The 23,159-nt window shown below is 62.6% G+C and carries 25 protein-coding genes; 10 read left to right on the top strand and 15 right to left on the bottom strand.

The features are described from left to right. Positions 1–33: 33 nt before the first annotated feature. A complete protein-coding gene (gene ahpC, locus ACTG4K_RS12900; RefSeq protein ID WP_439114611.1) occupies positions 34–597 on the bottom strand; it encodes an alkyl hydroperoxide reductase subunit C in 564 nt (187 codons plus the stop codon). 325 nt (positions 598–922) lie between these two features. Between ahpC and ACTG4K_RS12895 the strand changes: the two genes are divergently transcribed. The 7 genes from ACTG4K_RS12895 to hemP all read left to right on the top strand — a co-directional run bounded on the left by ACTG4K_RS12895 (position 923) and on the right by hemP (position 7,530). Next, positions 923–3,169 carry a TonB-dependent receptor gene (locus tag ACTG4K_RS12895; RefSeq protein WP_439114610.1) on the top strand — a complete coding sequence of 749 codons (2,247 nt, stop codon included), beginning with the start codon at positions 923–925 and terminating at the stop codon, positions 3,167–3,169. A gap of 36 nt (positions 3,170–3,205) precedes the next feature. Further along, positions 3,206–3,892 (top strand): Fe2+-dependent dioxygenase, encoded by a 687-nt coding sequence (locus ACTG4K_RS12890; protein ID WP_439114609.1) that lies wholly within the window; start codon positions 3,206–3,208, stop codon positions 3,890–3,892. 62 nt (positions 3,893–3,954) lie between these two features. Continuing rightward, the gene (locus tag ACTG4K_RS12885; RefSeq protein WP_439114647.1) at positions 3,955–5,049 is read left to right on the top strand and encodes an alpha-hydroxy acid oxidase; all 1,095 of its coding nucleotides are present in this window, start codon (positions 3,955–3,957) and stop codon (positions 5,047–5,049) included. A gap of 333 nt (positions 5,050–5,382) precedes the next feature. After that, positions 5,383–6,090 (top strand): energy transducer TonB, encoded by a 708-nt coding sequence (locus ACTG4K_RS12880; RefSeq protein WP_439114608.1) that lies wholly within the window; start codon positions 5,383–5,385, stop codon positions 6,088–6,090. A 26-nt stretch (positions 6,091–6,116) separates the two neighbouring features. After that, positions 6,117–6,863 (top strand): MotA/TolQ/ExbB proton channel family protein, encoded by a 747-nt coding sequence (locus ACTG4K_RS12875; RefSeq protein WP_439114607.1) that lies wholly within the window; start codon positions 6,117–6,119, stop codon positions 6,861–6,863. A 19-nt stretch (positions 6,864–6,882) separates the two neighbouring features. Next, positions 6,883–7,302 carry an ExbD/TolR family protein gene (locus ACTG4K_RS12870; RefSeq protein ID WP_439114606.1) on the top strand — a complete coding sequence of 140 codons (420 nt, stop codon included), beginning with the start codon at positions 6,883–6,885 and terminating at the stop codon, positions 7,300–7,302. Between the two features lie 3 nt (positions 7,303–7,305). Continuing rightward, a complete protein-coding gene (gene hemP, locus ACTG4K_RS12865) occupies positions 7,306–7,530 on the top strand; it encodes a hemin uptake protein HemP (RefSeq protein ID WP_439114605.1) in 225 nt (74 codons plus the stop codon). A 168-nt stretch (positions 7,531–7,698) separates the two neighbouring features. On the opposite strand, the gene ACTG4K_RS12860 is transcribed toward hemP, so the two are convergent. Beyond that, positions 7,699–8,106, bottom strand: coding sequence for a GlcG/HbpS family heme-binding protein (locus ACTG4K_RS12860; protein WP_439114604.1), 408 nt, complete (start codon positions 8,104–8,106; stop codon positions 7,699–7,701). Between the two features lie 255 nt (positions 8,107–8,361). Here ACTG4K_RS12860 and ACTG4K_RS12855 point away from each other — a divergent pair, with 255 nt between their 5' ends. Continuing rightward, positions 8,362–9,057 carry a Bax inhibitor-1/YccA family protein gene (locus tag ACTG4K_RS12855; RefSeq protein ID WP_439114603.1) on the top strand — a complete coding sequence of 232 codons (696 nt, stop codon included), beginning with the start codon at positions 8,362–8,364 and terminating at the stop codon, positions 9,055–9,057. 151 nt (positions 9,058–9,208) lie between these two features. Further along, positions 9,209–9,568: a hypothetical protein gene (locus ACTG4K_RS12850; protein WP_439114602.1), complete on the top strand. Its 360-nt coding sequence runs from the start codon at positions 9,209–9,211 to the stop codon at positions 9,566–9,568. 15 nt (positions 9,569–9,583) lie between these two features. Here the strand turns inward: ACTG4K_RS12850 and rlmD are convergent, their stop codons facing one another. From rlmD to surE, 5 genes are all read right to left on the bottom strand, one after another. Further along, a complete protein-coding gene (gene rlmD, locus ACTG4K_RS12845) occupies positions 9,584–11,053 on the bottom strand; it encodes a 23S rRNA (uracil(1939)-C(5))-methyltransferase RlmD (protein WP_439114601.1) in 1,470 nt (489 codons plus the stop codon). A gap of 38 nt (positions 11,054–11,091) precedes the next feature. Then, a complete protein-coding gene (locus ACTG4K_RS12840; protein WP_439114600.1) occupies positions 11,092–11,877 on the bottom strand; it encodes a 3'-5' exonuclease in 786 nt (261 codons plus the stop codon). Positions 11,878–11,918: 41 nt separating this feature from the next. Beyond that, positions 11,919–12,821, bottom strand: a complete 903-nt coding sequence (locus ACTG4K_RS12835) for a peptidoglycan DD-metalloendopeptidase family protein (protein WP_439114599.1) — start codon at positions 12,819–12,821, stop codon at positions 11,919–11,921. 82 nt (positions 12,822–12,903) lie between these two features. Then, positions 12,904–13,689: a protein-L-isoaspartate(D-aspartate) O-methyltransferase gene (locus ACTG4K_RS12830; protein ID WP_439114646.1), complete on the bottom strand. Its 786-nt coding sequence runs from the start codon at positions 13,687–13,689 to the stop codon at positions 12,904–12,906. A gap of 68 nt (positions 13,690–13,757) precedes the next feature. Further along, entirely contained in the window at positions 13,758–14,567 is an 810-nt protein-coding gene (gene surE, locus ACTG4K_RS12825; protein ID WP_439114598.1) for a 5'/3'-nucleotidase SurE, read from the bottom strand. A 160-nt stretch (positions 14,568–14,727) separates the two neighbouring features. Here surE and ACTG4K_RS12820 point away from each other — a divergent pair, with 160 nt between their 5' ends. After that, entirely contained in the window at positions 14,728–15,714 is a 987-nt protein-coding gene (locus ACTG4K_RS12820) for an NADPH:quinone oxidoreductase family protein (protein WP_439114597.1), read from the top strand. A 53-nt stretch (positions 15,715–15,767) separates the two neighbouring features. On the opposite strand, the gene ACTG4K_RS12815 is transcribed toward ACTG4K_RS12820, so the two are convergent. The 8 genes from ACTG4K_RS12815 to ACTG4K_RS12780 all read right to left on the bottom strand — a co-directional run bounded on the left by ACTG4K_RS12815 (position 15,768) and on the right by ACTG4K_RS12780 (position 23,159). Continuing rightward, positions 15,768–17,279, bottom strand: a complete 1,512-nt coding sequence (locus tag ACTG4K_RS12815) for a type I restriction-modification system subunit M (RefSeq protein ID WP_439114596.1) — start codon at positions 17,277–17,279, stop codon at positions 15,768–15,770. 6 nt (positions 17,280–17,285) lie between these two features. Continuing rightward, on the bottom strand, positions 17,286–17,966 hold the full coding sequence (locus ACTG4K_RS12810) for a hypothetical protein (RefSeq protein WP_439114595.1): 681 nt from the start codon (positions 17,964–17,966) through the stop codon (positions 17,286–17,288). Continuing rightward, a complete protein-coding gene (locus tag ACTG4K_RS12805; protein ID WP_439114594.1) occupies positions 17,959–18,618 on the bottom strand; it encodes a hypothetical protein in 660 nt (219 codons plus the stop codon). Before ACTG4K_RS12805 ends, ACTG4K_RS12810 begins: the two co-directional genes overlap by 8 nt. Before the next feature lie 64 nt (positions 18,619–18,682). Next, a complete protein-coding gene (locus ACTG4K_RS12800) occupies positions 18,683–19,492 on the bottom strand; it encodes a hypothetical protein (protein ID WP_439114593.1) in 810 nt (269 codons plus the stop codon). Then, a complete protein-coding gene (locus ACTG4K_RS12795; RefSeq protein ID WP_439114592.1) occupies positions 19,489–20,160 on the bottom strand; it encodes a GIY-YIG nuclease family protein in 672 nt (223 codons plus the stop codon). Before ACTG4K_RS12795 ends, ACTG4K_RS12800 begins: the two co-directional genes overlap by 4 nt. A gap of 191 nt (positions 20,161–20,351) precedes the next feature. Then, entirely contained in the window at positions 20,352–20,522 is a 171-nt protein-coding gene (locus tag ACTG4K_RS12790) for a hypothetical protein (protein ID WP_439114591.1), read from the bottom strand. Beyond that, positions 20,519–21,955 carry a hypothetical protein gene (locus tag ACTG4K_RS12785; protein ID WP_439114590.1) on the bottom strand — a complete coding sequence of 479 codons (1,437 nt, stop codon included), beginning with the start codon at positions 21,953–21,955 and terminating at the stop codon, positions 20,519–20,521. The genes ACTG4K_RS12790 and ACTG4K_RS12785 overlap by 4 nt, the downstream gene beginning before the upstream one ends. Further along, on the bottom strand, positions 21,945–23,159 hold the full coding sequence (locus ACTG4K_RS12780) for a restriction endonuclease subunit S (RefSeq protein ID WP_439114645.1): 1,215 nt from the start codon (positions 23,157–23,159) through the stop codon (positions 21,945–21,947). Before ACTG4K_RS12780 ends, ACTG4K_RS12785 begins: the two co-directional genes overlap by 11 nt.

Here is a 23,159-nt window from a genome sequence, read left to right as displayed (position 1 = left end):
GGTGATGCGCCGCAAGGCGCGGCGCGGGGGTGCTTAGATCTTGCCCACGAGTTCCAGCGAAGGAGCGATCGTTTTGGCGCCTTCGTTCCACTTGGCTGGGCACACTTGGCCGGGGTTGGCAGCGGTGTACTGAGCGGCCTTCAGCTTGCGCAAGGTTTCCTTAACGTCGCGGGCGATTTCGTTGGAATGGATCTCGGCGGTCTTGATGATGCCGTCGGCGTTGATCACGAAGGTGCCGCGCAGAGCCAGGCCTTCTTCAGGAATGTGCACGCCAAACGCATTGGTCAGGGTGTGGGTTGGGTCGCCAACCAGCGGGAACTTGGCCTTGCCCACGGCGGGGCTGGTTTCGTGCCACACCTTGTGCGAAAAATGCGTGTCGGTCGTGACGATGTACACCTCTGCACCAGCTTTCTGGAATTCGGCGTAATTGTCGGCAGCGTCTTCCACTTCGGTCGGGCAGTTGAAGGTGAAGGCGGCCGGCATGAAGATCAGGACAGACCACTTGCCCTTGAGGCTTTCGTCGGAGACTTCAATGAATTTGCCGTTGTGGAAAGCCTGGGTCTTGAAGGGCTGGACTGGGGTGTTGATCAGGGACATAGAGTTTCCTTGGTTGGTTTTAAAACTAAAAAAATGGCTCGCTGTGTTGCGATGCACAAATCATAGCTCAAATCTATGGGTTATCTTTATTGATAGTCTCTATCTGACCCATAGATTTTGCTGCTCTGCAGCATAGCCAGCGCGACCGCCCCTGCAACCGCCATGATCGCGTTGTGCCGCGGGTGGGCGACCCGCTCACCGATTCCTTAATAAATTTATTGCGAATCGTTCGCATTTAATATAGAGTTCGTCATTCTAGCCAGCCAAAGCGCCACATGCCGTGCGTTCCAGCCAGCCGAAAACCCCATCGACTGCCAACGCAACCATGTCCCACCGGAAAAACCGCTTCAGCCCCGCCCCCGTCCACAAAGCCCACGCCCCACTGCCACCACAGGCGAAAAGCAATGCCGCCCTGCTGCCCCTGGGCGCCATGCTGCTGGCGGGCTCTGTCAGTGCCATGGCACAAACCACACCCCATGCATCTGAAAAAACGCTTTCGACGGTGGTGGTGCGGGAGCAGGCCGAAAGCCCCCAGTCAAAAAACAACTTGCGCGCGACCGAAAGCACGCTAGGAAAAGGCCAGCAAGCGCTGCGCGACATCCCGCAGTCGGTCACGGTCATGACCGAGATGCTGTTGAACGACCGCAACCTGGATGACTTTCGCGAAGTGCTGAAAACCACCGCAGGCGTCACCTTTCTGGCCGGTGAAACCGGCGAGGAAGATGTGCGCCTGCGCGGCTTTTCGCTTGGCCAGGCGGGCAATATTTATGTGGACAGTCTGCGCGATGCACCCTTGATCGAGCGCGACACCTTCAACCAGGACCGGATTGAGATCCTGAAAGGCTCTGCCTCTATGCTGTTTGGCAAAGGTTCCACAGGGGGCGTGGTCAACCAGGTCAGCAAACAGCCATTTCTGATGGACCAGCACGAGGTGAACTTGACGGTTGGCTCGGGCAAAGAAGGGCGACTCACGGGCGACTTCAACATCAAAACCGGTGACGATGCGGCCCTGCGCATCAATGCGATGGTGCACAACGCTGACAACGAGGGGGCCACGGTCAACAAGAAGGGTGTTGCACCCACCTACCGATGGGGCATTGGCTTGAAAGACGAGTTCTCGGTCGGGCTTTACCACCTGGAAACTGACGGCACGCCGCTGTACAACCACCCTTGGTTCATCGTGAACAACGACATCGTGCCCAGTTTGCCCGCCCGCAATTACTACGGCCTGGCGAGCGACTATCTGAAGACGGAAAGCACCTATGCCACCTTCAGCCACTTGCACCGCTTTGACCCAAACAGCCAGATCAAGACCCAGGTACGGCACGGCACCTACCAGCGCGACTTGTGGGCCAGCGTGGTGCGCTTTGCCGCGGGCACGACCATCGACAACCTGAACGACGCCACCGTGGTCACGCGCACGCCCAAGGGCCGGGTGGGCACCAGCGACCTGACGCAAGTGCAGAGCGACTACACCAACCAGTTTTCGGCGCTCGGCAAAAAGCACCACCTGATTGCAGGGGTAGATGCTTCGCACGAAGACGCCCAGCGCAACAACAGCTTTGCTGGCACACCGAGCGGCTTGACGACGCAGGTCGGCACACCGAATGACGGCGCGGTCAGCACGGCGGTGCGTGGCGAGCCACCGCTCAATGCGTTCAGAGCCAGCGGGCTGGGTCTGTACCTGCAAGACACGGTGGAACTTACCAGACAGCTCAAGTTGCTGGGCGGCTTGCGCTACGACAAATTCAAAGGCTCGTACCGCGACATTGCCGGCAACCGCAAGGAAGTCAGCGAAGGCTTGTGGAGCCCGCGCTTGGGCGTGATGTTTCAACCGAACACCACATCCTCTTACTACGCATCGGCCGGCACCTCCTACAACACCTCGGGCGACACCTACCAGTTTGCGCTGGGCAGCTTCGCCCCCGGCAGCAACAACGACAAGCTGTCCAACACGCCACCCGAGAAAAGCCGCAACATTGAAGTCGGCGGTAAGTTCGAGCTTTTTGACGACCGTGCAAGCTTCGGCGTGGCCTTGTTCCGCTCAGAGAAGTTCAACGAGCGCAACACCGACTCGGACTCTGCCGCAACGCAGTACCTGCTTTCGGGCAAGCGCCACGCCACCGGCATGGAATTCAATCTGTCGGGACGCATCAACCCGAAATGGGACGTTTTTTACAACCACACCTGGATCCCCAGCGCCCGCATTGACGAAAGCAACGTGGTGCTGAGCAGTGCCGGCACAGGCGCACAAGTGGCTGGCGACCGCCCAGCCCTGACGCCCAAGCACAGCGCGAGCCTCTGGACCACCTACCGGGTCACACCAAGGGTGCGCGTAGGCGCCGGGCTGAACTACCGCGGCGAGCAAAACCCCGAAGGCCAGCGCACCCTGGTGGCCAAGAGCTTTGCCACCGCCGACGCGATGGTGGAGGTCACAGTATCGGACAGCATCTCGGTCAAGCTCAACGTGACCAACCTCACCGACAAGCTGTACGCCGACTCGCTGTACCGCGGCTTTTACGTGCCGGGCGCTGCACGCAGCGTTCAGCTGAGCCTGAAAACGCTGTTCTAAGCATCCGCTGAACCCACGACCTGCACCACCCGACCCATGATCCTCGTCCTTAACAACCTCTTGAACCCCGGGGAGCTTGCTTCGATTCGATCCGCCCTAGGGCCTCAGGCTCCCTGGATCGCGGGTGCTTCCAGCGCGGGTGGGCAGGCCGTGACCCAAAAAGACAACCAGCAACTGGCTCAAGACAGCGCACTGGCTCAGTCGCTGCAGGAGCGTCTATTGCAGGCGGTGCAAGCCGACCCGCTGTTTTTTTCGGCAGCACTGCCCCGCAAGATATTCAACCCGCTGTTCAACCGCTATGGCGGGCCATCCAACCACTACGGGCCGCACATTGACGGCGCGATCCTGCATTCAAAGCACACCGGTGAGCGGGTTCGTACCGATCTTTCTTGCACCGTTTTTTTGAGCGATCCCGGCGACTACGACGGTGGCGAACTGACCGTGCACGACACCTACGGTACAAAAAGCATCAAACTGCCCGCCGGCAGCGCCGTGCTGTACCCCGGCACCAGCCTGCATGAGGTGCGGCCCGTCACGCGCGGGCAACGTTTGGCCAGCTTCTTCTGGATCCAGAGCATGGTGCGCCTCGACGAACACCGCCGGCTCCTGTTTGATCTGGACATGAACCTGCTGAAGCTGCGTCAACAGCACGGCGAAACCGCCGAGACGACGGCGCTTACAGGCACGTACCACAACCTGCTGCGCATGTGGGCAGACACATGAGTGTTCCCATGCACACGATCAACAAGGGCCCGGGTTCAACGAACGATCAGCCAAGCAGCCCGATGGCCCGTGCGCTGCCTCAAGGACTGGTGTGCTTGCTTGACCACGAGCAGCACGCACAAACACAACTGCCCGAAGCCGTGTGGGCCTATTTCAATGGCGGCGCAGCGGAAGAAGTCACGCTGCGAGCCAATGCAAAGGCATGGCAACGCCTGGAGCTGTTGCCGCGCGTGCTGCGGCCGCTGGCGGGTGGGCACACCCGGGTCCAGTTGCTGGGCCGCACGTTGGCGCACCCCATCATGGTTGCGCCCATGGCCCACCAGGGCTTGGCTCACCCACACGGTGAACGCGCCACCGCGCTGGCCGCTGCGGCGCTGGGCGCGGGCCTGGTGTTCAGCACCCAGGCCAGCGTCCGGCTGGAGGACGTGGCCCGCACCTACCTACCCGATGCAGACCGGGGACCGCTCTGGTTCCAGCTCTACGCCCAACCCGACCGCAGCTTCACCCGCGAGTTGGTGCAACGCGCCGCCTCGGCGGGCTACGAAGCGCTTGTGTTGACGATAGACGCGCCCGTGCAGGGCGTGAGAGACCGTGAGCGGCGCGCTGGTTTTCACACGTCGGCTGGTGTGTCTGCCGTCAATCTGGTGGGCATGATCCCACCCACGCCCAAGCCTCTGGAACCTGGCCAGAGTGCGCTTTTCGATGGATTGCTCAAGCACGCCCCCACCTGGGACGACGTAGCCTGGCTTCGCTCCATCACCCACCTCCCAGTGCTGCTCAAAGGCATCACGCACCCGGACGACGCGGTGCAGGCCGTTCGGTGCGGTGCGGCGGGTGTGATCGTGTCCAACCATGGTGGGCGCACACTGGACACCGTGCCCGCCACCGCCCGGCTGCTGCCTCGTGTGGTGCAGGCGGTGCAGGGCGACGTGCCGGTGCTGGTGGATGGCGGGATCCGCCGGGGCACCGATGTGCTCAAGGCCGTGGCCCTGGGCGCATCCGCAGTGCTGGTGGGGCGCCCCATCCTGCACGGACTCACCAACGCTGGCGCCACTGGCGTTGCACATGTCTTGAGGCTGCTGCGCGACGAACTGGAAATCGCCATGGCGCTCACAGGCTGCCGCACGCTGGCCGACGCCCAACAGACCTTGGCTTGAACACACGCCCGGCACTGCGAACGGACCGGGCCGCGGGCGTGGGTCAAGGGGCAGAAAAGTCACTTTGCATTGGCCACAACGCTTTATTGCGAATCATTCTCATGTAGAATGAAAAATCAAACATGATGACCAAAACCCACCCGCACCAAGGAACCGCCATGGCATCTGGTCTCACCATGCTCACCGTCAGCCTGCTCGTCCTGCTCGCAGCGCTGGGCTGGGTGTTGCGCCCGGTCAACGGGAGCAAGCGCCGAAACGCCCCCTGACACACCGCCTCCGCACGCCTAAACTATGACCGCCGCCAGCGCAAGCTTTGCGCCCTCCCCCAGCCCCATGACTTTTTACGCGCCACCCTCCGTTCAGCGCCGCCTGCTTATCGTTGCAGCGGTGCTCAGCTTCCACGTGGCCGGCCTGTGGGCCTTGCAAAGTGGCTTGCTGCGCCGGGCCGTTGAGCGGGTGATTCCGGTGCACATCATGGCCGAGCTGATCGAGGCACCGCAACCCGAAATCGCTCCGCCGCCGCCCGCACCGCCCACCGAAAAAGCGCGCCCTGTGAGCACGGCGCCCAAGCCGCCCAAACCCGCCGCAGCCCCGGCACCGCAGCCGCTGGCCCTGGCCAGCCCCACCCCTGCGCCCGACGCCCCCACGGGCGTCACCGAACCCGACCCCGCACCACCAGCCCTTCTGGCCGCCGTGAGTGAGCCAGCGCCTGCGCCACCGTCCCCACCGTCCCCACCGGCGACACCCGCACCGCCCCGGCTTGAGCTGCCTTCGAGCAGCGCCGACTACCTGAGCAACCCCCGTCCGCCTTACCCGCCGCTGTCCAAGCGCCTGGGCGAACAAGGCAAAGTGGTCGTGCGCGTCTTCATCGAGGCCAATGGCACAGCCAGCAAAGCCGACGTTCGCAGCTCCAGCGGCTACGACCGGCTAGACCAGACTGCGCTACAAACGGTTTTGAAATGGCGCTATGTGCCCGGCAAACGCAACGGCGTGGCCGAGGCCATGTGGTTCAACGTGCCGATCAGTTTTGTTCTTGATTAAGTATTTTTCTCCCGGAGTCTGAAACCATGGAATCGCAATTCGCTACCTCGGGCCTGGCCCACGTCTGGACCCAGGGCGACGGCGTCACCCGCACCGTCGCCCTGGTGATGCTGGTCATGTCGCTGGCCACCTGGATCATCATTTTGTGGAAAGCCCTGGACCAGCGCGCCCAACGTGCCCAGGCGAAAGGCGTTGAAAGCTTCTGGCACAGCGCCGACTTTGCCGAAGGCCTGGACAAGCTCGGCGAGGCCGATGGCAACCCGTTTCGGGCTGTGGCCATGGAAGGGCGCGAAGCCACGCGCCACATCCTGCACAAAGACGGTCACAACGGCTCGCCGCCGATGCGCCAGCTGCACGACACGCTGGACGTGAGCGACTGGGTGGAGCGCTCGCTGCGCAAAAGCGTGGACGATTTCCAGGCCCGTGCGCAGGGAGGCCTGTCGGTGCTCGCCTCGGTGGCCTCCACCGCGCCGTTTGTGGGCTTGTTCGGCACCGTCTGGGGCATTTACCACGCGCTGCTGGGCATTGGTGCGGCGGGCCAGGTCAGCATCGACCAAGTGGCTGGCCCTATTGGCGAGGCACTGATCATGACCGCGCTGGGCCTGGTGGTGGCCATTCCGGCGGTGCTGGGCTACAACGCCCTGCTGCGGGGCAACAAGGGCATCGTTCACAAGTTGAACCGCTTCGCGCACGATCTGCACGCCTACTTTGTCACCGGTGCCCGCGTCACGGCCGGTGGCGACGCCAGGGTGCTGCCCATGAAAAAGGCCTGAGCTTTTTTAGGACACGACCATGGCCATTGGAACCCAGGAAGACAGCGACGCCATGCTGGGCGAGATCAACATGATCCCGTTCATCGACGTCATGCTGGTACTGCTCATCATTTTCATCATCACCGTGCCAGTGATCAAACACGCGGTCAATATCGACCTGCCCAGCGCCAGCAACGAAAAGGTGCTGGACAAACCGGAGAACATCCGTCTGGCGATTGATGCCGACGGCGCCTACTTCTGGAACGAGCAAAGGGTGGAAGACGCGGACCTGGCCAATCGCCTGGGCTTGGCCGCGGCCCAGACGCCGCAACCCGAACTGCACATTCGCGGCGACAAAGCAGTGCGCTACGAACGCGTGGCCCTGGCCATGGCGGCGGCACAGCGCGCCGGTGTGCGCAAAATCGGTTTCATCACCGAGCCCGCCGCAGGAGGACAGTAAGCCATGCCACCCGCAGGCCCCGACAGCACGCACAGCATGAGCCACCTGATCGACACGAACAAACCGTTGGCCGTATCTGCCACGCCACCGCTGCCCACAGAAAAAGCCGCCGCGGCACTGCCCAGCGAAGACCTGCTGCGTGGGCACAACACGGTGATCATCGAGCACAACGGCACCGAGTACCGGCTGCAAAAGACCCGGGCCGGCAAGCTGATCTTGACCAAATAGACCGGCGCAGCCCACAACCACCCGCGCAAGCAGCGCATAGCCCGTTTTCATCTTGGGACGACCCGGCGCTTTCGCCAGCACCAGCGTCGTTTTTTTGGGCAGCCAGGAAAGCCTGTTTAAAGGCATTCGGTAGCCAGTCATTTTGGGGGGCCATCGGCCCCCTGAGGCTTACAGGCCGAGTGCGGCAATGCCCGCGCGGGCAATCTGCACGTCTTCACTCGACTTGACGCCGCTCACGCCCACCGCGCCGATGCACTGGCCATCTTTCAAGACGGGAACGCCGCCTTCCAGCATGCCCGACACGGCCGGCGCGCTCAGGAACGACACGCGCCCCTGGTTGATCACGTCCTCGTAGACCTTGCTTTCGCGCTGACCCAGCGCCGCTGTGTGGGCCTTGGCGGGTGCAATGTGCGACGAAATGGCCGGGGCACCGTCCAGCCGCTGCAACCACAGCAGGTGGCCGCCGTCGTCCACGATGGCAATGGTCACGGCCCATTTGTTTTGCAGCGCTTCGGCTTCGGCAGCGGCGGCAATCTGTTTGATGTCAGCGATTTCGAGAACGGCTTTGTTTTTCATGAACTTTTTCCCAGTTTGTTGAGTCGTAAAACGCGTAGCAGGCGCTGAGCTTAAACGCTCAGGCACAGGGCATTGAAGATACCGCGTGGATTGGGCCCTCTGAGGTCACAAGTGACCTTACGAAAAAGGGCGCTTTTCCCCAACCGGCGTTGTTCAGCAACAGGCACCCTACAATGCGATGGAGAAAGTGTTGCCAGCCTTTGGGGCTTGCAGCGGTGTGTTTTAGCAAGTCAGATGTTGAAGGAGATCACCACCATGACCGACCACGTTCAAACCGGCGGCCGCTTCGGCACCGCCGTCGCCTCGCCAGCCGAGCGCAACAAAGTGATGCGCAACACCTATTGGCTGCTCGCGCTGTCCATGTTGCCCACGGTGCTGGGCGCGTGGGTGGGGGTAGCCACCGGCATCACCGCCAGCTTGACGGGTGGCCTGGGCCTCATCGTCTTCCTGGGCGGCGCCTTCGGCTTCATGTTCGCCATTGAGAAAACGAAGAACTCTGCGGCCGGCGTGCCCGTGCTGCTGGCCTTCACCTTCTTCATGGGCCTCATGCTGTCGCGCATGCTGGGTGCGGTGCTCGGTTTCAGCAACGGCTCTAGCCTGATCATGACCGCCTTTGGCGGCACTGCTGGCGTGTTCTTCGTCATGGCCAACCTGTCCACGGTGATCAAACGCGACTTGTCGGGTATGGGCAAATGGTTGTTTGTGGGCGCACTGGCCATCATGGTGGGCGCCATCGTGAACGTGTTCGTGGGCAGCACCGCCGGCATGGCCGCCATTGCCACCCTGGCCGTCATCGTTTTCAGCCTGTACCTGCTGTACGACCTGAAGCGCATCGTGGACGGCGGTGAAACCAACTACATCAGCGCCACGCTGGGTCTCTACCTGAGCCTGTTCAATATTTTCCAAAGTCTGCTGGCACTGCTGGGTATTTTTGGCGGCGAGCGCGACTGATCGCTCGGGCGGGCCACTTGGCACTTGGAAAAAGGACCTTCGGGTCCTTTTTCTTTGCCTGTTTGTGGTTTTCATGGGGAAATGGAACCGTTGTTGCTATCAAGTCGGGCGAGAAAAAGCCGAAAAAGAAAGCAAACCCGCCGGACTCAACATGCGCCACACCAACCGCTCTCTTTGTCTGCTTGCCATTGCCAGTCTGCTGTCCGGCTGTGAGGCCCTGGGCGTTGAGACGGCAACCCAGATCAACGCCAAGAAAGAGGCCGAAGCCAAGGCCATTGGCAGCGCCTGCCGCCATGCGGTGCGCAGCATCGAGTCGTGCTTTGGCAGCAACCCGAAAGCCGGCAAAGCCGCTGTGTTTGCCGGCTGGAAAGAAATGGACCAGTACATGCGCGACAACGAAATTGTCGGCATGCCCTCAGAGCTCGCCCCGTCGCCGTCGGTCTCGCCACCGCCGGGCGACGCAGACGCCAGCGACCCAAACGCCCAGGACAAGAAAGCCCGCAGGTCCTGAGCGCAAGCGCTGGGTTTAGGCGTCTGGGCCAACCGCCCGGGTGTCGTTCAGCTCAAACACCGCCATGCTCTCCACGTGGGCCGTGTGCGGGAACATGTTGACCACCCCGGCCGCCACACAGCGGTACCCCGCCTGGTGCACCAGCAAGCCGGCATCACGCGCCAGCGTGGCCGGGTTGCAGCTGACGTACACAATGCGCTTCGGTGGCGTCCAGCTACCGCGCAACTCGGGTTGTAAATGCAGGTCGGCCAGGGCCTTGGCCAGGGCAAAAGCGCCTTCTCGTGGCGGGTCCACCAGCCATTTGTCTGCTGCGCCATCGGCCACCAGCAAACCCGGCGTCATTTCAAACAGGTTGCGCGCCACAAATGCCGTGGGCGCCAGGGGAGCAAGGCGCCCAGCCTGGTTGCCCGCCAGGTTGTCGCGTGAGCGCGCCACCAGCGCTTCGCTGCCCTCGATGCCGAGCACCTCGCCAGCCTGGGTGGCAATGGGCAGCGTGAAGTTGCCGAGCCCGCAGAACCAGTCGATCACGCGCTCGTGCTTTTGCGCGTCCAGCAAACGCAACGAACGCGCCACCAGAACCCGGTTGATGTGCGGGTTGACCTGGGTGAAATCGGTCGGTTTAAACGGCATGGTGATGCCGAATTCAGGCAAGCGGTAGCACAGCGCCGGGCCGGTTTCGTCGAGCAACTTCACCGTGTCAGGGCCTTTGGCTTGCAGCCACCACTGCACACCCTGCTGCGCCGCAAACGCCCGTAACCGAGCCAGGTCGTCGTCTGACAACGGCTCCAAATGCCGCAGCACCAGCGCGGTCACGTCGTCACCACAGGCCAGTTCAATTTGGGGGCAGGTCTCCCGCGCATCCATACCAAAGATGAGATCACGCAACGGCATCAGCAGGGCGCTGACATGCGGTGGCAGCACATGGCACACCTTCATGTCGGCGACATAACGGCTTTTGCGCTCGTGAAAGCCGATCAGCACCTCGCCTTTTTTGTGTACATGGCGCACCGACAGCCGCGCCCGGTAGCGGTAGCCCCAGGCCGGGCCCTCAATGGGGCGCAGCAAGGTTTCGGCTTTCACCTTGCCCAGGTGCCAGAGGTTGTCTTCCAGCACCCTTTGCTTGACGGCCACCTGAGCGGTTTCGTGCAGGTGCTGCATCTTGCAGCCGCCACACGCGCCAGCATGCAGGCCAAAGTGGGGGCAACCGGGGCGCACGCGCTGCGAAGATTCGCGGTGAATGGCGGTAACGGTCCCCGCTTCCCAGTTGTTTTTCTTGCGATGGATGTTGGTGCTGACGACCTCAAAGGGCAGCGCGCCTTCGATGAAGACGACCTTGCCATCGGGACGGCGTGCAATACCCTGGGCGTCAATGTCCAGCGATTCGACGGCGAGCCAGCCGTGGGGCAGCGCTTCGGTGGGGGTGGCCTGCGGGTTGTCGCTGGCGGTGGTGAGGAGGCTGTTTTCGTGCAGAGTAGAGGCGGTCATGCCTCGATTGTCTCAGAGGACCAGGCCTTTGAAGTGCCTCAGACCCAGGCCTTGAGGTACTCATCCCAATGGCTCTCTAATGGGGCCAGCTGTCCCAGCGTCTCTTTAACCAGCGCTATTTCCTGCTCGTATTCGGCCTCTGTGAGCCCACCACGCATTTTCTGGAAGCGGCAATACACCAAGTAGGTGTTCATCACATCGGTTTCGCAGTAGCGCCGAATGTCATCGGTCTGCCCGGCGAGGTACTGGGCATAGACCTGGGAACCGTCCATGCCGAGCTTGCCGGGAAAGCCGCACAGCTTCGCCATGGCGTCCAGCGGCGCGTTGTTCTTGGGCGAATACATCGCCAACAAGTCCATCAGGTCCAGGTGGCGCATGTGGTAACGGCTGATGTAGTTGTTCCACTTGAACTCGCGGTCGTCCTCTCCCATGTCCCAGTATTTGCTGGCTTCCACCCCGTGGCGCAAACCCCGATAGTGCAGCACCGGCAAGTCAAAACCGCTGCCGTTCCAACTGACCAGCTGGGGCATGTGTTTTTCCACTGCATGAAAGAAGGTCTGAACGACCTTGCCTTCGCTTTGGTCGTCGCGGTCCACAAACGAGTGAATGCGCAAACCTTCAGCGTTGCGAAACACCACGCTGATGCACAGCACGCGCTGCAGGTGCAGCGGCATGAAGTCGCTTTGTCCTTTTTCCTTGCGCTCAGCGAGCCAGGCCGCGTAGACCTGATCGTCTGGCCGGTCGGCAGGCTCGCCACGCAGGGCTCGCAGACCCGCCACATCGGGGATGGACTCGATATCGAAAACGAGGACGGGCCATCCCATGGTGTTCAGCCCGCCGTGGTGTTCAACGCTTGGCCGACCGGTCAGCGCTTGGGCAGGTGGTTGAGCGGGTCCACCGGCTTGCCCTGGCGGCGCACCTCAAAGTGGAGTTTCACGCGGTCGGTGTCGCTGCTGCCCATCTCGGCAATCTTTTGACCTTGCTTGACCGCCTGGTCTTCGCGCACCAGCAGCGCCTGGTTGTGGGCGTAGGCGGTGAGGTAGGTGTTGTTGTGCTTGAGGATGATCAGGTTGCCATAACCACGCAGGCCGGCGCCGGCGTACACGACGCGACCATCGGCAGCCGCCACCACTGGGTCGCCCACGCGCCCGGCAATGGAAACACCTTTGTTCTTGGCCTCGTCAAACGTGGCTACCACCGTGCCTTGAGCTGGCCAAACGAAGTTGATGTCATCAGCGCCAGCCGGCTCGGGGGCCGGAGCGGGCACGGGTGCTGGCGCAGGCGCCACGCTGGCCGTTACGGTGCCGGCAGGCGCCAGGGGGCGCGCCACCACACCGGTACTGGTCACGGCCGCCGTGGAAGCGGTCAGCGGTGCGGCAGCACTGGCTACCACCACGGGTACACCGTTGGCTGGCGGCACCACGCGCAACACCTGGCCCACCTCGAGCACATTGGGGTTGCTCAGGCTGTTCCAGGCTTGCACATCGCGCCAGGGCTGCCCGCTGTCCAGGGCAATGCGAAACAGGGTGTCGCCAGGGCGCACGGTGTAGTAACCTGGCTTGCCGGCGTTTTCAGCGCCCGGCAGGCTCTTGACCTCTGAGCGGGTGGAGGACCGGTCTTCCACCGGAGCGGGCTGGGCCAGTCGCTGGGTGGAACAACCTGCTGCGACCAGCAGTGCCGCCAACACGCCCAGCACCGCAGCGCCCTGCCAACGTGAACGGGCCGGTTGGGGCCTGTGGTCCAGCGCCGGATTTGAAAACTTGTGCATGAAAACTCCCACCTGTGATGCCTGGCGCAGCCACTGACCACGCCTTATAAAAGAATAAGCCCAACCTGCTGCAGGCAGATGGTCATTCGACGCCCGATTTTAGGGGCACGAAGAGCACCGCTTCGAACACGGTGCGCACCACGCCGGTGACGGTCTTGTCGATCACGACCAGGTTTTGGTGGCCCGACTCGGTCATGGCCGGTGCCACCAGCCGTCCGCCAACCGCCAACTGGTCGATCCAAGCTTGCGGAATGGCATTGCCGCCAGCGGCCGCAATGATGGCGGCATAAGGTGCCCCCTGGGCATAACCCACCATGCCGTCACCGAACAGCAGGTGCAGATTGGACAAACGAAACCGACGAAGGTTCTCACGGGCTCGCTCGTGCAACCCACGCAGGCGCTCAATGCTGTACACCTCGCGTGACAAATGGCTGAGCAGCGCGGCCTGGTAACCACATCCCGTGCCAATCTCCAGCACGCGCCCCAGTTTTTCTGTGCGGCCTTCGCACATCAGCTCCAGCATGCGGGCCACCACGTTGGGTTTGGAAATGGTCTGGCCCAGGCCAATGGGCAGACTGGTGTCTTCGTAAGCTTGGTTGGCCAGCGCCGAGTCCACAAAGCGGTGACGCTCTACCGCGCCCAGCGCAGCGAGCACCGCCGGGTGCGCCAGCCCCTGGGCTTGCAGCTTGCGCACCATGGCCGCACGCACCGCTTGCGAGTCCATACCCATACCGGCAGACACCGCCGGGCGCTGGACGCCGGTCTGCGCGGTTTTGCCCACAGCCTGCATAACGCCTGCCGATACCGCGGCTTTGGGTGCTGGCCCGCCGTTGGTCTTGGCCACCACAGGCTGCACGCTTGACGCCATCTTGGCGGGAAAACTGGGCCTCGGGCGGGCCGGGCTGGCTGCGCTGGGGGCGGCCGGCAGTTGGCGCTTCACGCAGGCGCTCCGGCCGGGGGCGGCGCCTCTTCGGATACCGACAAATGGGCAGCCGTGGGCGCCCAGTAAGGCAGGCGCTCGTGATCCGTCAAATCGACTTGCAGCGGCGTGATGGTGGCGTAGCCCTGGGCGGCGGCATGAAAGTCGGTGCCTTCGGCGTCGTCTTTCGCGGCACCGGCGCTGCCGATCCAGTACATGGTGTCACCACGCGGATTCACCTGGGAGATCACTTTTTCAGCCGCATGACGGCGCCCCAGTCGGGCCACCTTGAAGCCTTTGATGTCGGCGAGCGGGCGGTTGGGAATGTTCACATTGAGCAGCCAGGGCACGCTGCGGTGTGCTGCTTCGGGCAACGAAGGCATGAGCTGTGTGACCAACTGGGCGGCTTTTTGCGCCGCCGCGTCCAGGTGCGCCCAGCCCTTTTCGGTCTGGGAAAACGCAATGGCCGGAATACCGAACAAATAGCCCTCCATAGCCGCGCCCACGGTGCCGGAATAAATGGTGTCGTCGCCCATGTTGGCGCCGTTGTTGATGCCCGACACCACCAGATCGGGGCGGTAACCCAGCAAGCCGGTCAGCGCAATGTGCACACAGTCGGCCGGCGTGCCGTTGACATAGCGAAACCCGTTGTGCGCCGTGTGCACATACAGGGGCGAATGCAGGGTGAGCGCATTGGACTTGGCGCTGTTGTTGTGCTCGGGCGCCACCACCTCCACCTGCACACCGGGCAGCGCCTTGATGGCCTCATAAAGGGCCACGATGCCGGGCGCCTGGTAGCCATCGTCGTTGGAGATGAGTATTTTCATGGGATTGATTTTAGGTGCTGGCGCCTGTGTGAGGCCGATGCGGCCTGGGAACACCCCGCGCGTCGCACGAGGGACACGCACAGGGCTTTCCCGCTGGGCTGGCGAGCGCCTGCGTGCCTATCATGGGCCGGTTTGAACGAACCCAACGAGGAACACCCCCATGCAAGCCTGGCTGTGCGAAAACCCTGTGGGCGTCGAAGCCCTGACCTGGAAAGAACTGCCCACCCCTGAGCCGAAGGCCGGCGAGGTGCTGATTGAGATCCAGGCCGCCAGCCTGAACTTTCCCGACCTGCTGATTGTGCAGAACAAGTACCAGATGAAGCCCGCCCTGCCCTTTGTGCCGGGCTCTGAATACGCCGGCGTGGTGCGCGCCGTGGGCGAGGGTGTGAAGCACCTGCGGGTGGGCCAGAGCGTGGCCTGCCTGAGCGGCACAGGCGGCTTTGGCACCCACACGCTGGCGCCTGCTGCGCTGTGCATGCCCCTGCCTGCGGGTTTCCCAGCGGTGGACGCGGCCGCTTTCATCATGATTTACGCCACCTCGTGGCACGCCCTGATGGACCGAGCGGCCCTGAAAGCCGGCGAAACGGTGCTGGTGCTGGGCGCCGCGGGCGGCGTGGGCACAGCGGCCATTCAAATTGCCAAGGCGGCCGGGGCGCGGGTGATTGCCGCCGCGTCCAGCGACGAAAAGTGCGAACTCTGCCGCCAGCTGGGGGCTGATGTCACCATCAACTACAGCGTGCACACGCCCAAAGAAGGTTTGCGCGACGCCATCAAGGCGGCCACCGACGGCAAAGGCCCAGACGTGATCTACGACCCCGTGGGCGGTGACTTTGCCGAACCCGCGTTCCGCTCCATCGCCTGGCGCGGGCGCTACCTGGTGGTGGGCTTTGCCAGCGGCCCCATTCCCAGCCTGCCCCTGAACCTGACCCTGCTCAAAGGCGCCAGCATCGTCGGCGTGTTCTGGGGCGACTTTGCCCGGCGCGAGCCCAAGGCCAACGCAGAGATGATGCAAACGCTGGCAACCCTGTACGGCCAAGGAAAGATCAAACCCGTGATCGACCAGACCCTACCGATGAGCGAGCTGCCCCGGGCCTACGCCATCATGGGTTCGCGCTCGGTCAAGGGCAAACTGGTGATGGTGAACTGAACACCCATGCAGCCGCGCAACGGCGCGAAGCTGTTGCAAGGCTGCTCGGTCGTTCACCCGTTTGAGACTTCCTCGGCCGCGTCCGCGCCCAGGTCGCCCGCAATCAGCTTGAACTGCTCCAGCGCCGCCTGCAGGTCTTCCACGATCTCCTGCGCGATCACGGCGGGCGGTGGCAGGTTGTCGCTGTCGGCCAGGCTGTCGTCTTTCAGCCAGAAGATGTCGAGACTGGCTTTGTCGCGGGCCGCAATGTCCTCATAGCTGTAGGCGCGCCAGCGACCTTCGGGTTGCTCCGCGCTCCAGGTGGCTTCGCGCTGGTGGCGGTTGGCTGCCTGGTACAGGCTCACAAACGCCTCCAGGTCTTCGCGCCTGAGCGAGTTGGTCTTGAGCGTGAAGTGCTTGTTGGTGCGCAGGTCGTAGATCCAGAGCTCCTTCGTCCACGGCGTTTCACTGGCGGGCTTCTTGTCGAAGAACAGCACATTGGCCTTCACGCCCTGCGCGTAAAACAGGCCGGTGGGCAAGCGCAGCAGCGTGTGCAGGTCGCACTCTTGCAGCAGGCGGCGGCGAATGGTTTCGCCAGCGCCGCCTTCAAACAGCACGTTGTCGGGCAGCACCACCGCTGCGCGGCCGTTGGTTGCCAGCAGCGTCTTGATGTGTTGCACAAAGTTGAGCTGTTTGTTGCTGGTGGTGGCCCAGAAGTCGTCGCGCTCGATGATGTCTTTTTCGGTGCTGGTCCGGCCGTCTTCACCTACGATCACCGTGCTGCTCCTCTTACCAAACGGCGGGTTGGCCAGCACCACGTCAAAACGCGCGCCTGGGTCAGAGCCCAGCGCGTCGCCCACCACCACCGGCACCGACTTTTCTGAGCCTATGCCGTGCAGCATCAGGTTCATGGCGCACACCCGCGCCGTGGCTTGCACCAACTCGTAGCCCGTGAAGGCCTTTTCCTTCAAGTGACGGAGCTGGTCGCGCGTCAGGTTCTTGTGGTGCTCGGTAATGTGGTTGTGGGCGGTGAACAGAAAGCCGCCCGTGCCACAGGCCGGGTCGCAAACCGTTTCACCCGGCTGCGGCGCGATGCAATCCACCATGGCCTGGATGAGTGGGCGCGGCGTGAAGTATTGGCCCGCGCCGCTCTTGGTGTCTTGCGCGTTGCGCTCCAGCAGGCCTTCGTAGGCATCGCCCTTCACGTCCGCACCCAGAATCGTCCAGGTTTCGGTGTCAATCAAATCGGCCACCACCCGGCGCAGCTTGGCCGGGTCTTGAAACTTGTTCTGCGCCTTGGCAAAGATCAGCCCCAGCGTGCCCCGCTCCATGCCCAGCCGCTCCAGCGTGTGCCGGTAGTGGTCAAACAGCGCGTCGCCATCGCGCGCCAGCAGCGTGGGCCAGCCATAGCCCTCGGGCACGATGCTCGGCTGGTTGTAGGGTGGCTGGCTGCGCTCGTCGGCCATCTTCAGGAACAGCAGGTAGGTCAGCTGCTCCACATAGTCGCCGTAGCTCATGCCGTCGTCGCGCAGCACGTTGCAGTAGTTCCAGAGTTTCTGGACGAGGGAATGGGTGTTGGTGTTCATGAATTTCTATAACTTGGCGATGTCTGCGAACCGCTGCAAGACCAGACCGGTGCGCGTGGTCTGCGAAACGATGCCGGGCAATACGTTGGAAAAATCCGTGTGATTCAACACCGCCTGAAAGCGCGAGGCGATGAATTGGCGCACCTCGCTGGGCGCTGCGGCCAGCTCTGCCAGCAGTTCGTCCCGGCCGTCCACCACGGTAACGATGTCTTCCAGGTCGTGACTCAGGTACACGTCGTTGTTGCCACGGTCTTTAAAGGCCTCCAGCTTGGTGGCCACGAAGTAAGGGGCCGACAAGTGCCTGAGTTGCAAACCCGTGGGCAGTGTGGCGGACTGTGCGGCCGCAAACCCGGGCCGGTACCACCGGTTCGCGAAGCCCAGCACCTTCTCGTCCAGCGGCACCAGATCCAGCTGCATGCCTTGCCAGAACCAGCGAAACGGCGGCGTGTTGTCGGCCATGGTCTGCTTGAAGCCCCGTGCCATCAATTGATCGGCCAGCGCGTGGTAGCCCACCAAAGAGGCCACTTCCACGATCGCGTCCACGTCTTCGGTGGCGCGTGCGTCTGCCACCAGGGGCTGCGAGATCAGCAAGCCGGTGGCACAGCCACCGACGAAAACCACCTGGTCGCACAGCGGCCCCATGGCCTGGGCCATGCCTGACAGCAGTTCAAGGTTGGGGTTAGCCATGCATGGGCCTCTCTTCGGGCTTGGGGCCGTCCGGGTAGATCAGCAGCGGCAGCCGCTTGAGCGCCATGCCCCTCTCCCGGGCCCGTCCCACGCGCAGTGCATCGAACAGGGCCAACATTTCATACAGCTTGGCGTCTTGCATGGCGGCAAAGGGGGCGCTCGGGTGCAAAGGCTCCAGCCCTTGCCCGCGGGCCGTGCCATTGGGGTGCGGCCATACCCAGTCGTCAGACCCTGGCGCAAACACGCCTGCAAAGGCGGGCGCGCTGTGGCTCGTGGGCACGCCCACCGCCACCGGCAAGCGGTCTGGCGCAAAGGCGTATTTGGCGCCGTGCACCGCAAACTCTGCCAGGTTGCGGCTGTGCACCCGCGCCGGGTTGTCGGCGTTGCTGGCCGCCCCCGCCAGGGCGCGGCGCGACTTGGCACGCACCCGGTAAATGGCAGCGGCCTCCTGGGCGCCCGGCGCTGCGGCGGGCGGCGGCGCCAGCAAGGCCGCGTCGACCAGCAGCCCCGCCTGCAAACCTCGCTTCACCGAGGCGTGGGCCTCCGAAGCGCTCAATCCCAGCTCCTGCGCCAGGCGTGCATACGTCCAGCGCTGCTCACCCCAAGCCACGAGCTTGAGGGCAACCAGGAAGTCTTGGGGTTTGAGCTGCATTTCATTCGTTATTCGCGAATCTCGAATATGGAATATATAAGAACACCAACCGAAATGCAACCCCTCAGCGGACGCCCAGGATCCACCCTTCCAGGTCGGCCACCGCGCGCTCGGCCAACGACAGCGGTGGCGCAAAGTAGCCGTCCAACGCGCCCCTCGCGTCCATGTCGCGCATCCAGCGCGCCGTGGCGTAAGCATCCTGCTGGTCCAGGGTCCGCCCTTCACGCTCGTACCGGTTGCGAAAAATCAAGGGGTACACCTCCACCAGAACCGGCTTGTCCGAAGGAATGGCCCACCCATCAAACGGCCACACATGCAGCCGCTCACCGGCCTGTTCACGCAACCACTTCAACCACGGAATACCGGCATGCGTGGACTTGGCCACCGAGCCCTGCACATCAAACAAGAACACGCTCTTGGCCGAAGAGGTCCAGCGCTCCGCCAGGCGGAACTCGTCAGAGCTGCCCGTGCGGGTGCCGGGTGGCGGCGCATCCCCCGTGCGGTGCAGGTTGCCATCGCGCACAAAGTCCACATACACATGGTCGTTGTGCGTTGGCCAGTGGTGCACAAAGTCAGACAAGAAGCCGGGCCAGCTCTCCAGCCCGTAGCGGGCAAAGTAGCTCACAGGCATGGAAAAGCCATGGTCGATACCGGCCAGAAAACGCGCTCCCTTGTGCACCTCCTGCAGCAGCCGTTCGGCAACTTCTCGCCGGGTCCAGTTCACGCGCTGCCCATTGTTGGAGCGTGTGGGGCTCGCCCAGGCCTCTACAGGCCCGCCACCTGGCTGCGCCGCGTACACCTGCAGCCCCTTGAGCCGCGACGTGGGCGTCTCAGCGCCCGAGTAGTCGATACCAATAAAACAATCAAAGCTCATGCACCAGCCTCCGCCTCCTGCAACGCCTTCAAAGTCCGCCCCTGCGCATCTTTCCACTCAATGCGCCCGTTGGCGCTGCGGCCCAGCACCACGGCCGCCGCCGTGCTGGGTGAGCTGAAGCTGTAGTCCTGCGTGAAGCGGTACAGGCCCGCTTCCTGCGCCAGCACGCCGTTGGCGATCAGCTCCTGCCGCACATCGAACATGCCGCGCACGTGCTGCGCCATCGACGGCACCGCCTCGGCCACCGCCTGCGAACCAGCCTTGACCACAAAGCCCTGGGTGGCCTCGTAGCCCGTGGCCAGCACACCTTTGCCTTTGCAGCTGAGCACCGGCGCCACCTTGCCCGCCGGGACCGGCGCCGCCTGCTCAAACGCATGCACCCCCAGCACCGGCAACACGCCCAGCATGTGGGCCAGAAACACCTCCATGTCGGCCCGGTCGGCCTCGCTCAAGCTGGGTTCGGCGGGCTGGTTGGCGTTGTCCAGCGGCATGCGCTTGGCCGCGCGGGCCAGCGCGATCAGCCGCGCCTCCAGAAACTGCACATGCGCCTTGTTCAGCTGCCCGGACGTGGCCGTGGTGAAACCGATGGCGCGGGTCCAGAAATCCTTCTTCGACTGGTGGTCCTGCAGGCGCGGCAAGATCGGGGCGCCCTCGCCCACGTAGTGCATCTCGCCCTCGCCGTCCGGCCGCGGCCTGTGGAGCCTGTGCGGCGGAAGGCTTCGAAGCGAAAAGCGGATCCGCCGAGGACAGTTTTTGCCGCGTTCGCAGGCCCATAGCCCCGCTATGGAACAAGAAGGCGGTGAAAAATGGACCGGCGCAGCCGCTTTGCAGCCGACGCTCCTTCCGCCGCGCAGGCTCCTCACAACAGATAAACGCCGGTCTGCGCCAGCTCCGGCCGCGCCTTCACCTGCGGCAGCAGCGCCCGCGGAAACACCAGCGCCTTGCCGATCCAGTTGGACTTTTCAACGATGCGCAGGCCGTCGGGGTCGCCGTCGGCGACGAAGATGCGGAGGGAGAAGGGGACACTCATTCCCCAGCCTTACCCTTCTGCAAAACCTTATCGACGACCTTGGCCAATACGTCGTAGAGAGGATGAGCCGCTGGCTCTACGCGGGCCCCTTTGGCTGGATTATTTCGAATCTCCAAGAAAACCTCTGCAGTGATTTCCTCTTCGTACTTTGGAGCCTGCCGCTTGAAGCCGTCGACCGCCATCGCCAGAGCGGCCTTGTGCGCGTACTCCCGCTCAAGATGAAACGAGTCCGCGAACGACTTCGTGAAGAAACCCGTGAGCCAAGTCGCGGGAACCATCAACAACACTTTTCCAAGAACGCCGTACCAAGTGTTGTGCGCATCCTTATCTGTCATTGGGAAAATTTCGCCGAAGACTCCAGGCAAAAAGTGTGCTGCAAGAGGCAACGCGGTAAGGCCCAACAAAAGCACAGATGCCACGAAACCCGTTCGCGCGGAGTTCATGCGTTCTTCGTAGCGGGCTCTCGTTGTCTCCAAGCTATTTGCCAAACCGGCAGTGGTCGCTCCAGAAATCATCGCATCTGCCAGCGTCGTGAGCCGATCAATTTCGTCCTCACGAGCAAGACTCTTCTCCCTTGCCTGCTTGGTCTGCTCTTCAAAGCGAGCAAACGAAGAGTTACGAGAGTCAATCTCTTGTTGAAAAGCATCGAACTTTGCCCTGTAGGAGTCGACCATGCTCTCAAGCGTTGCCGATGCAGAACCCACGGTCTTGATCTGCTCCACCAGCGTTGCCACTGAGCTGGCATCAGTGGTGGCCTGCTGCTGTAACTCGCGGATGTTCCCCAAGATGGTTTCCACTGCAACCAACAGTTCTCGCGAAGAAGCTTCTGACCTTTCAGACTTGCCTTCGAAGCTCTTAGCGATGTTGGCGCTGCGCTCTGCCTGCAAGCGCAGTTCATCCATCTGCCGAACAATCTGACCGAGCCGCTCAGCGCGCGCGCTCAGATCACCGATTTGGTCTGCCTTACATAGCGGAAGCATGGCTCCGAGAACCTGAATCAGCGCATTCGATGCGATGCGCAGATGCTTGAAATAGCCCGCGAGATCGATAGACGCGTATGCAGCGCCATCCTCCAGGAGATGCAGGGAGAACCCCTCATTCAGGTCGGTCAACTGCGTGCTCTCACGCCAGTTAGCGCGTAGCTGCGCGACGGCCCCAGCGGCATGGGTGTAAATCGCCTGAAGATTTGGACGCAGGTTGGCGTCATGCGCGTGAACAACGGCCGCAGCGTGAGATGTCTCATCACTTGGACGGATTGCGGCCAGCAACTCAAAGCACAGGCCCATCTGCCGAGAGAATCCGTTCATGGACCGCTCACCCAGGGTCGTTCGTGATCGTTCGAAATCGAGACGGCCCGAACTCAACTGCGAAGCTAGGTCGTACCAACTTTGCCTCGCTTGCTCCACTTCTCCGTACAAAGACTCAACGCTCATGTTTTCCTCCTCCGAATGCTGTTTTTAGAACTGACTGACGCAGCGCATTCGAGCGCTGCAGATTGACCTCAACCTCTGCGGTCACCTCTTGGATGATGGTCAAGTGCCGCTCAACTTCGGAAACGACGGAAAGCTGTTCACCCAAGGGTGGCACAGAGACTTCGACAGACTCCAAAAATGCTGTCGGAACGCGTCGAAGACCTACAGCCCCGGTCATGTGGCGAGCGGCCTCTTTCCGGAAGGCCTCACTGGAAACGATGCAGTACACATACCGAGGGTCAACACCAGGCTTAGGCCGCAACACGTGAAACTCGGTGGACCCAAATCCGATACCGTCGAGCAAACCCTTAGCCACGGCGATCTTTCCGTTCTCCATGCATGGCGTTACCTTGGCGAACAAGACATCGTTGTCGGCGAAGTAGGTATATCCCTTTCGCACTTCAGAGTAGCCACGGATAGCCGTCGCATCTAGACGGCCATCATCTGCACCCACTGCCGCCATGGGCACAAAAGTCACAGAGGAACTCTCATCAAGCGAGCCCTTTGGCAAACGCGGGTTCAAATCGACCAACTCACCAAGGCGCACACGGCGAAAAGAGTCGACGCTGCCAGTGGCCAAACGGCCTTCGACGGCGGCTTTGAGGACGGCGGCTTTGTAGCGTTTGAGGTTGGCCTTGACGCGCTGGAAGTTGGCGACGGCTTCGTCGAGGCGGGAGAACTGTTTGTCGATCTCGGCGACGATGCGGCGCTGTTCGTCCAAGTTCACCAGCGGCAACTCAGCTTCCGCCAGAAACGCCGTGGGCACACGGCGCAACCCCACTGCTCCGGTCATGTGCCGCGCAGCTTCTTTGCGGAACGACTCGGACGAAACGAAGTGGTACAGGTACTTCGCGTTCACGCGCTCGGAGGGGCGCAGTACGTGGAATTCCGACGACCCGAAACCGACACCGTTCTGGAGACCGTGGGCCACGGCCATCTTGCCGTTCTCCATGCAAGGCGTGACCTTGGCGAACAGCACATCGCCTTCTCGGAACGGGGTGTAGCCCTTCTTCACTTCGCCAAAGGCGCGCGCGCTTGATACGTCGATCTGGCCGTCCGCAGCACCGACCGCGGCCATGGGCACAAACGACACCAACGCATCGTCAGCCAGGGATGACTTGTCGAAACGCGGGTTGATCTGCGCAACGTCGCTCAGCCGCACCAT

Source organism: Hydrogenophaga sp. (assembly GCF_965657535.1).
Classification (GTDB): Bacteria; Pseudomonadota; Gammaproteobacteria; order Burkholderiales; family Burkholderiaceae_C; genus Hydrogenophaga.
This window is presented reverse-complemented; position numbering and strand designations above follow the sequence as displayed.

What these genes read in the sequence shown, in the direction of transcription:
- ACTG4K_RS12860 (WP_439114604.1), bottom strand. Translation starts at nt 8,106, where the DNA reads ATGAAAAACAAAGCCGTTCTCGAAATCGCTGACATCAAACAGATTGCC.
- ahpC (WP_439114611.1), bottom strand. Translation starts at nt 597, where the DNA reads ATGTCCCTGATCAACACCCCAGTCCAGCCCTTCAAGACCCAGGCTTTC.
- ACTG4K_RS12815 (WP_439114596.1), bottom strand. Translation starts at nt 17,279, where the DNA reads ATGAACACCAACACCCATTCCCTCGTCCAGAAACTCTGGAACTACTGC.
- ACTG4K_RS12850 (WP_439114602.1), top strand. Translation starts at nt 9,209, where the DNA reads ATGCGCCACACCAACCGCTCTCTTTGTCTGCTTGCCATTGCCAGTCTG.
- surE (WP_439114598.1), bottom strand. Translation starts at nt 14,567, where the DNA reads ATGAAAATACTCATCTCCAACGACGATGGCTACCAGGCGCCCGGCATC.
- ACTG4K_RS12780 (WP_439114645.1), bottom strand. Translation starts at nt 23,159, where the DNA reads ATGGTGCGGCTGAGCGACGTTGCGCAGATCAACCCGCGTTTCGACAAG.
- ACTG4K_RS12880 (WP_439114608.1), top strand. Translation starts at nt 5,383, where the DNA reads ATGACTTTTTACGCGCCACCCTCCGTTCAGCGCCGCCTGCTTATCGTT.
- ACTG4K_RS12785 (WP_439114590.1), bottom strand. Translation starts at nt 21,955, where the DNA reads ATGAGCGTTGAGTCTTTGTACGGAGAAGTGGAGCAAGCGAGGCAAAGT.
- ACTG4K_RS12795 (WP_439114592.1), bottom strand. Translation starts at nt 20,160, where the DNA reads ATGCACTACGTGGGCGAGGGCGCCCCGATCTTGCCGCGCCTGCAGGAC.
- ACTG4K_RS12790 (WP_439114591.1), bottom strand. Translation starts at nt 20,522, where the DNA reads ATGAGTGTCCCCTTCTCCCTCCGCATCTTCGTCGCCGACGGCGACCCC.
- ACTG4K_RS12810 (WP_439114595.1), bottom strand. Translation starts at nt 17,966, where the DNA reads ATGGCTAACCCCAACCTTGAACTGCTGTCAGGCATGGCCCAGGCCATG.
- ACTG4K_RS12800 (WP_439114593.1), bottom strand. Translation starts at nt 19,492, where the DNA reads ATGAGCTTTGATTGTTTTATTGGTATCGACTACTCGGGCGCTGAGACG.
- ACTG4K_RS12885 (WP_439114647.1), top strand. Translation starts at nt 3,955, where the DNA reads ATGGCCCGTGCGCTGCCTCAAGGACTGGTGTGCTTGCTTGACCACGAG.
- ACTG4K_RS12835 (WP_439114599.1), bottom strand. Translation starts at nt 12,821, where the DNA reads ATGCACAAGTTTTCAAATCCGGCGCTGGACCACAGGCCCCAACCGGCC.
- ACTG4K_RS12870 (WP_439114606.1), top strand. Translation starts at nt 6,883, where the DNA reads ATGGCCATTGGAACCCAGGAAGACAGCGACGCCATGCTGGGCGAGATC.
- ACTG4K_RS12875 (WP_439114607.1), top strand. Translation starts at nt 6,117, where the DNA reads ATGGAATCGCAATTCGCTACCTCGGGCCTGGCCCACGTCTGGACCCAG.
- ACTG4K_RS12840 (WP_439114600.1), bottom strand. Translation starts at nt 11,877, where the DNA reads ATGGGATGGCCCGTCCTCGTTTTCGATATCGAGTCCATCCCCGATGTG.
- ACTG4K_RS12820 (WP_439114597.1), top strand. Translation starts at nt 14,728, where the DNA reads ATGCAAGCCTGGCTGTGCGAAAACCCTGTGGGCGTCGAAGCCCTGACC.
- hemP (WP_439114605.1), top strand. Translation starts at nt 7,306, where the DNA reads ATGCCACCCGCAGGCCCCGACAGCACGCACAGCATGAGCCACCTGATC.
- ACTG4K_RS12830 (WP_439114646.1), bottom strand. Translation starts at nt 13,689, where the DNA reads ATGGCGTCAAGCGTGCAGCCTGTGGTGGCCAAGACCAACGGCGGGCCA.
- ACTG4K_RS12895 (WP_439114610.1), top strand. Translation starts at nt 923, where the DNA reads ATGTCCCACCGGAAAAACCGCTTCAGCCCCGCCCCCGTCCACAAAGCC.
- ACTG4K_RS12890 (WP_439114609.1), top strand. Translation starts at nt 3,206, where the DNA reads ATGATCCTCGTCCTTAACAACCTCTTGAACCCCGGGGAGCTTGCTTCG.
- ACTG4K_RS12855 (WP_439114603.1), top strand. Translation starts at nt 8,362, where the DNA reads ATGACCGACCACGTTCAAACCGGCGGCCGCTTCGGCACCGCCGTCGCC.
- ACTG4K_RS12805 (WP_439114594.1), bottom strand. Translation starts at nt 18,618, where the DNA reads ATGCAGCTCAAACCCCAAGACTTCCTGGTTGCCCTCAAGCTCGTGGCT.
- rlmD (WP_439114601.1), bottom strand. Translation starts at nt 11,053, where the DNA reads ATGACCGCCTCTACTCTGCACGAAAACAGCCTCCTCACCACCGCCAGC.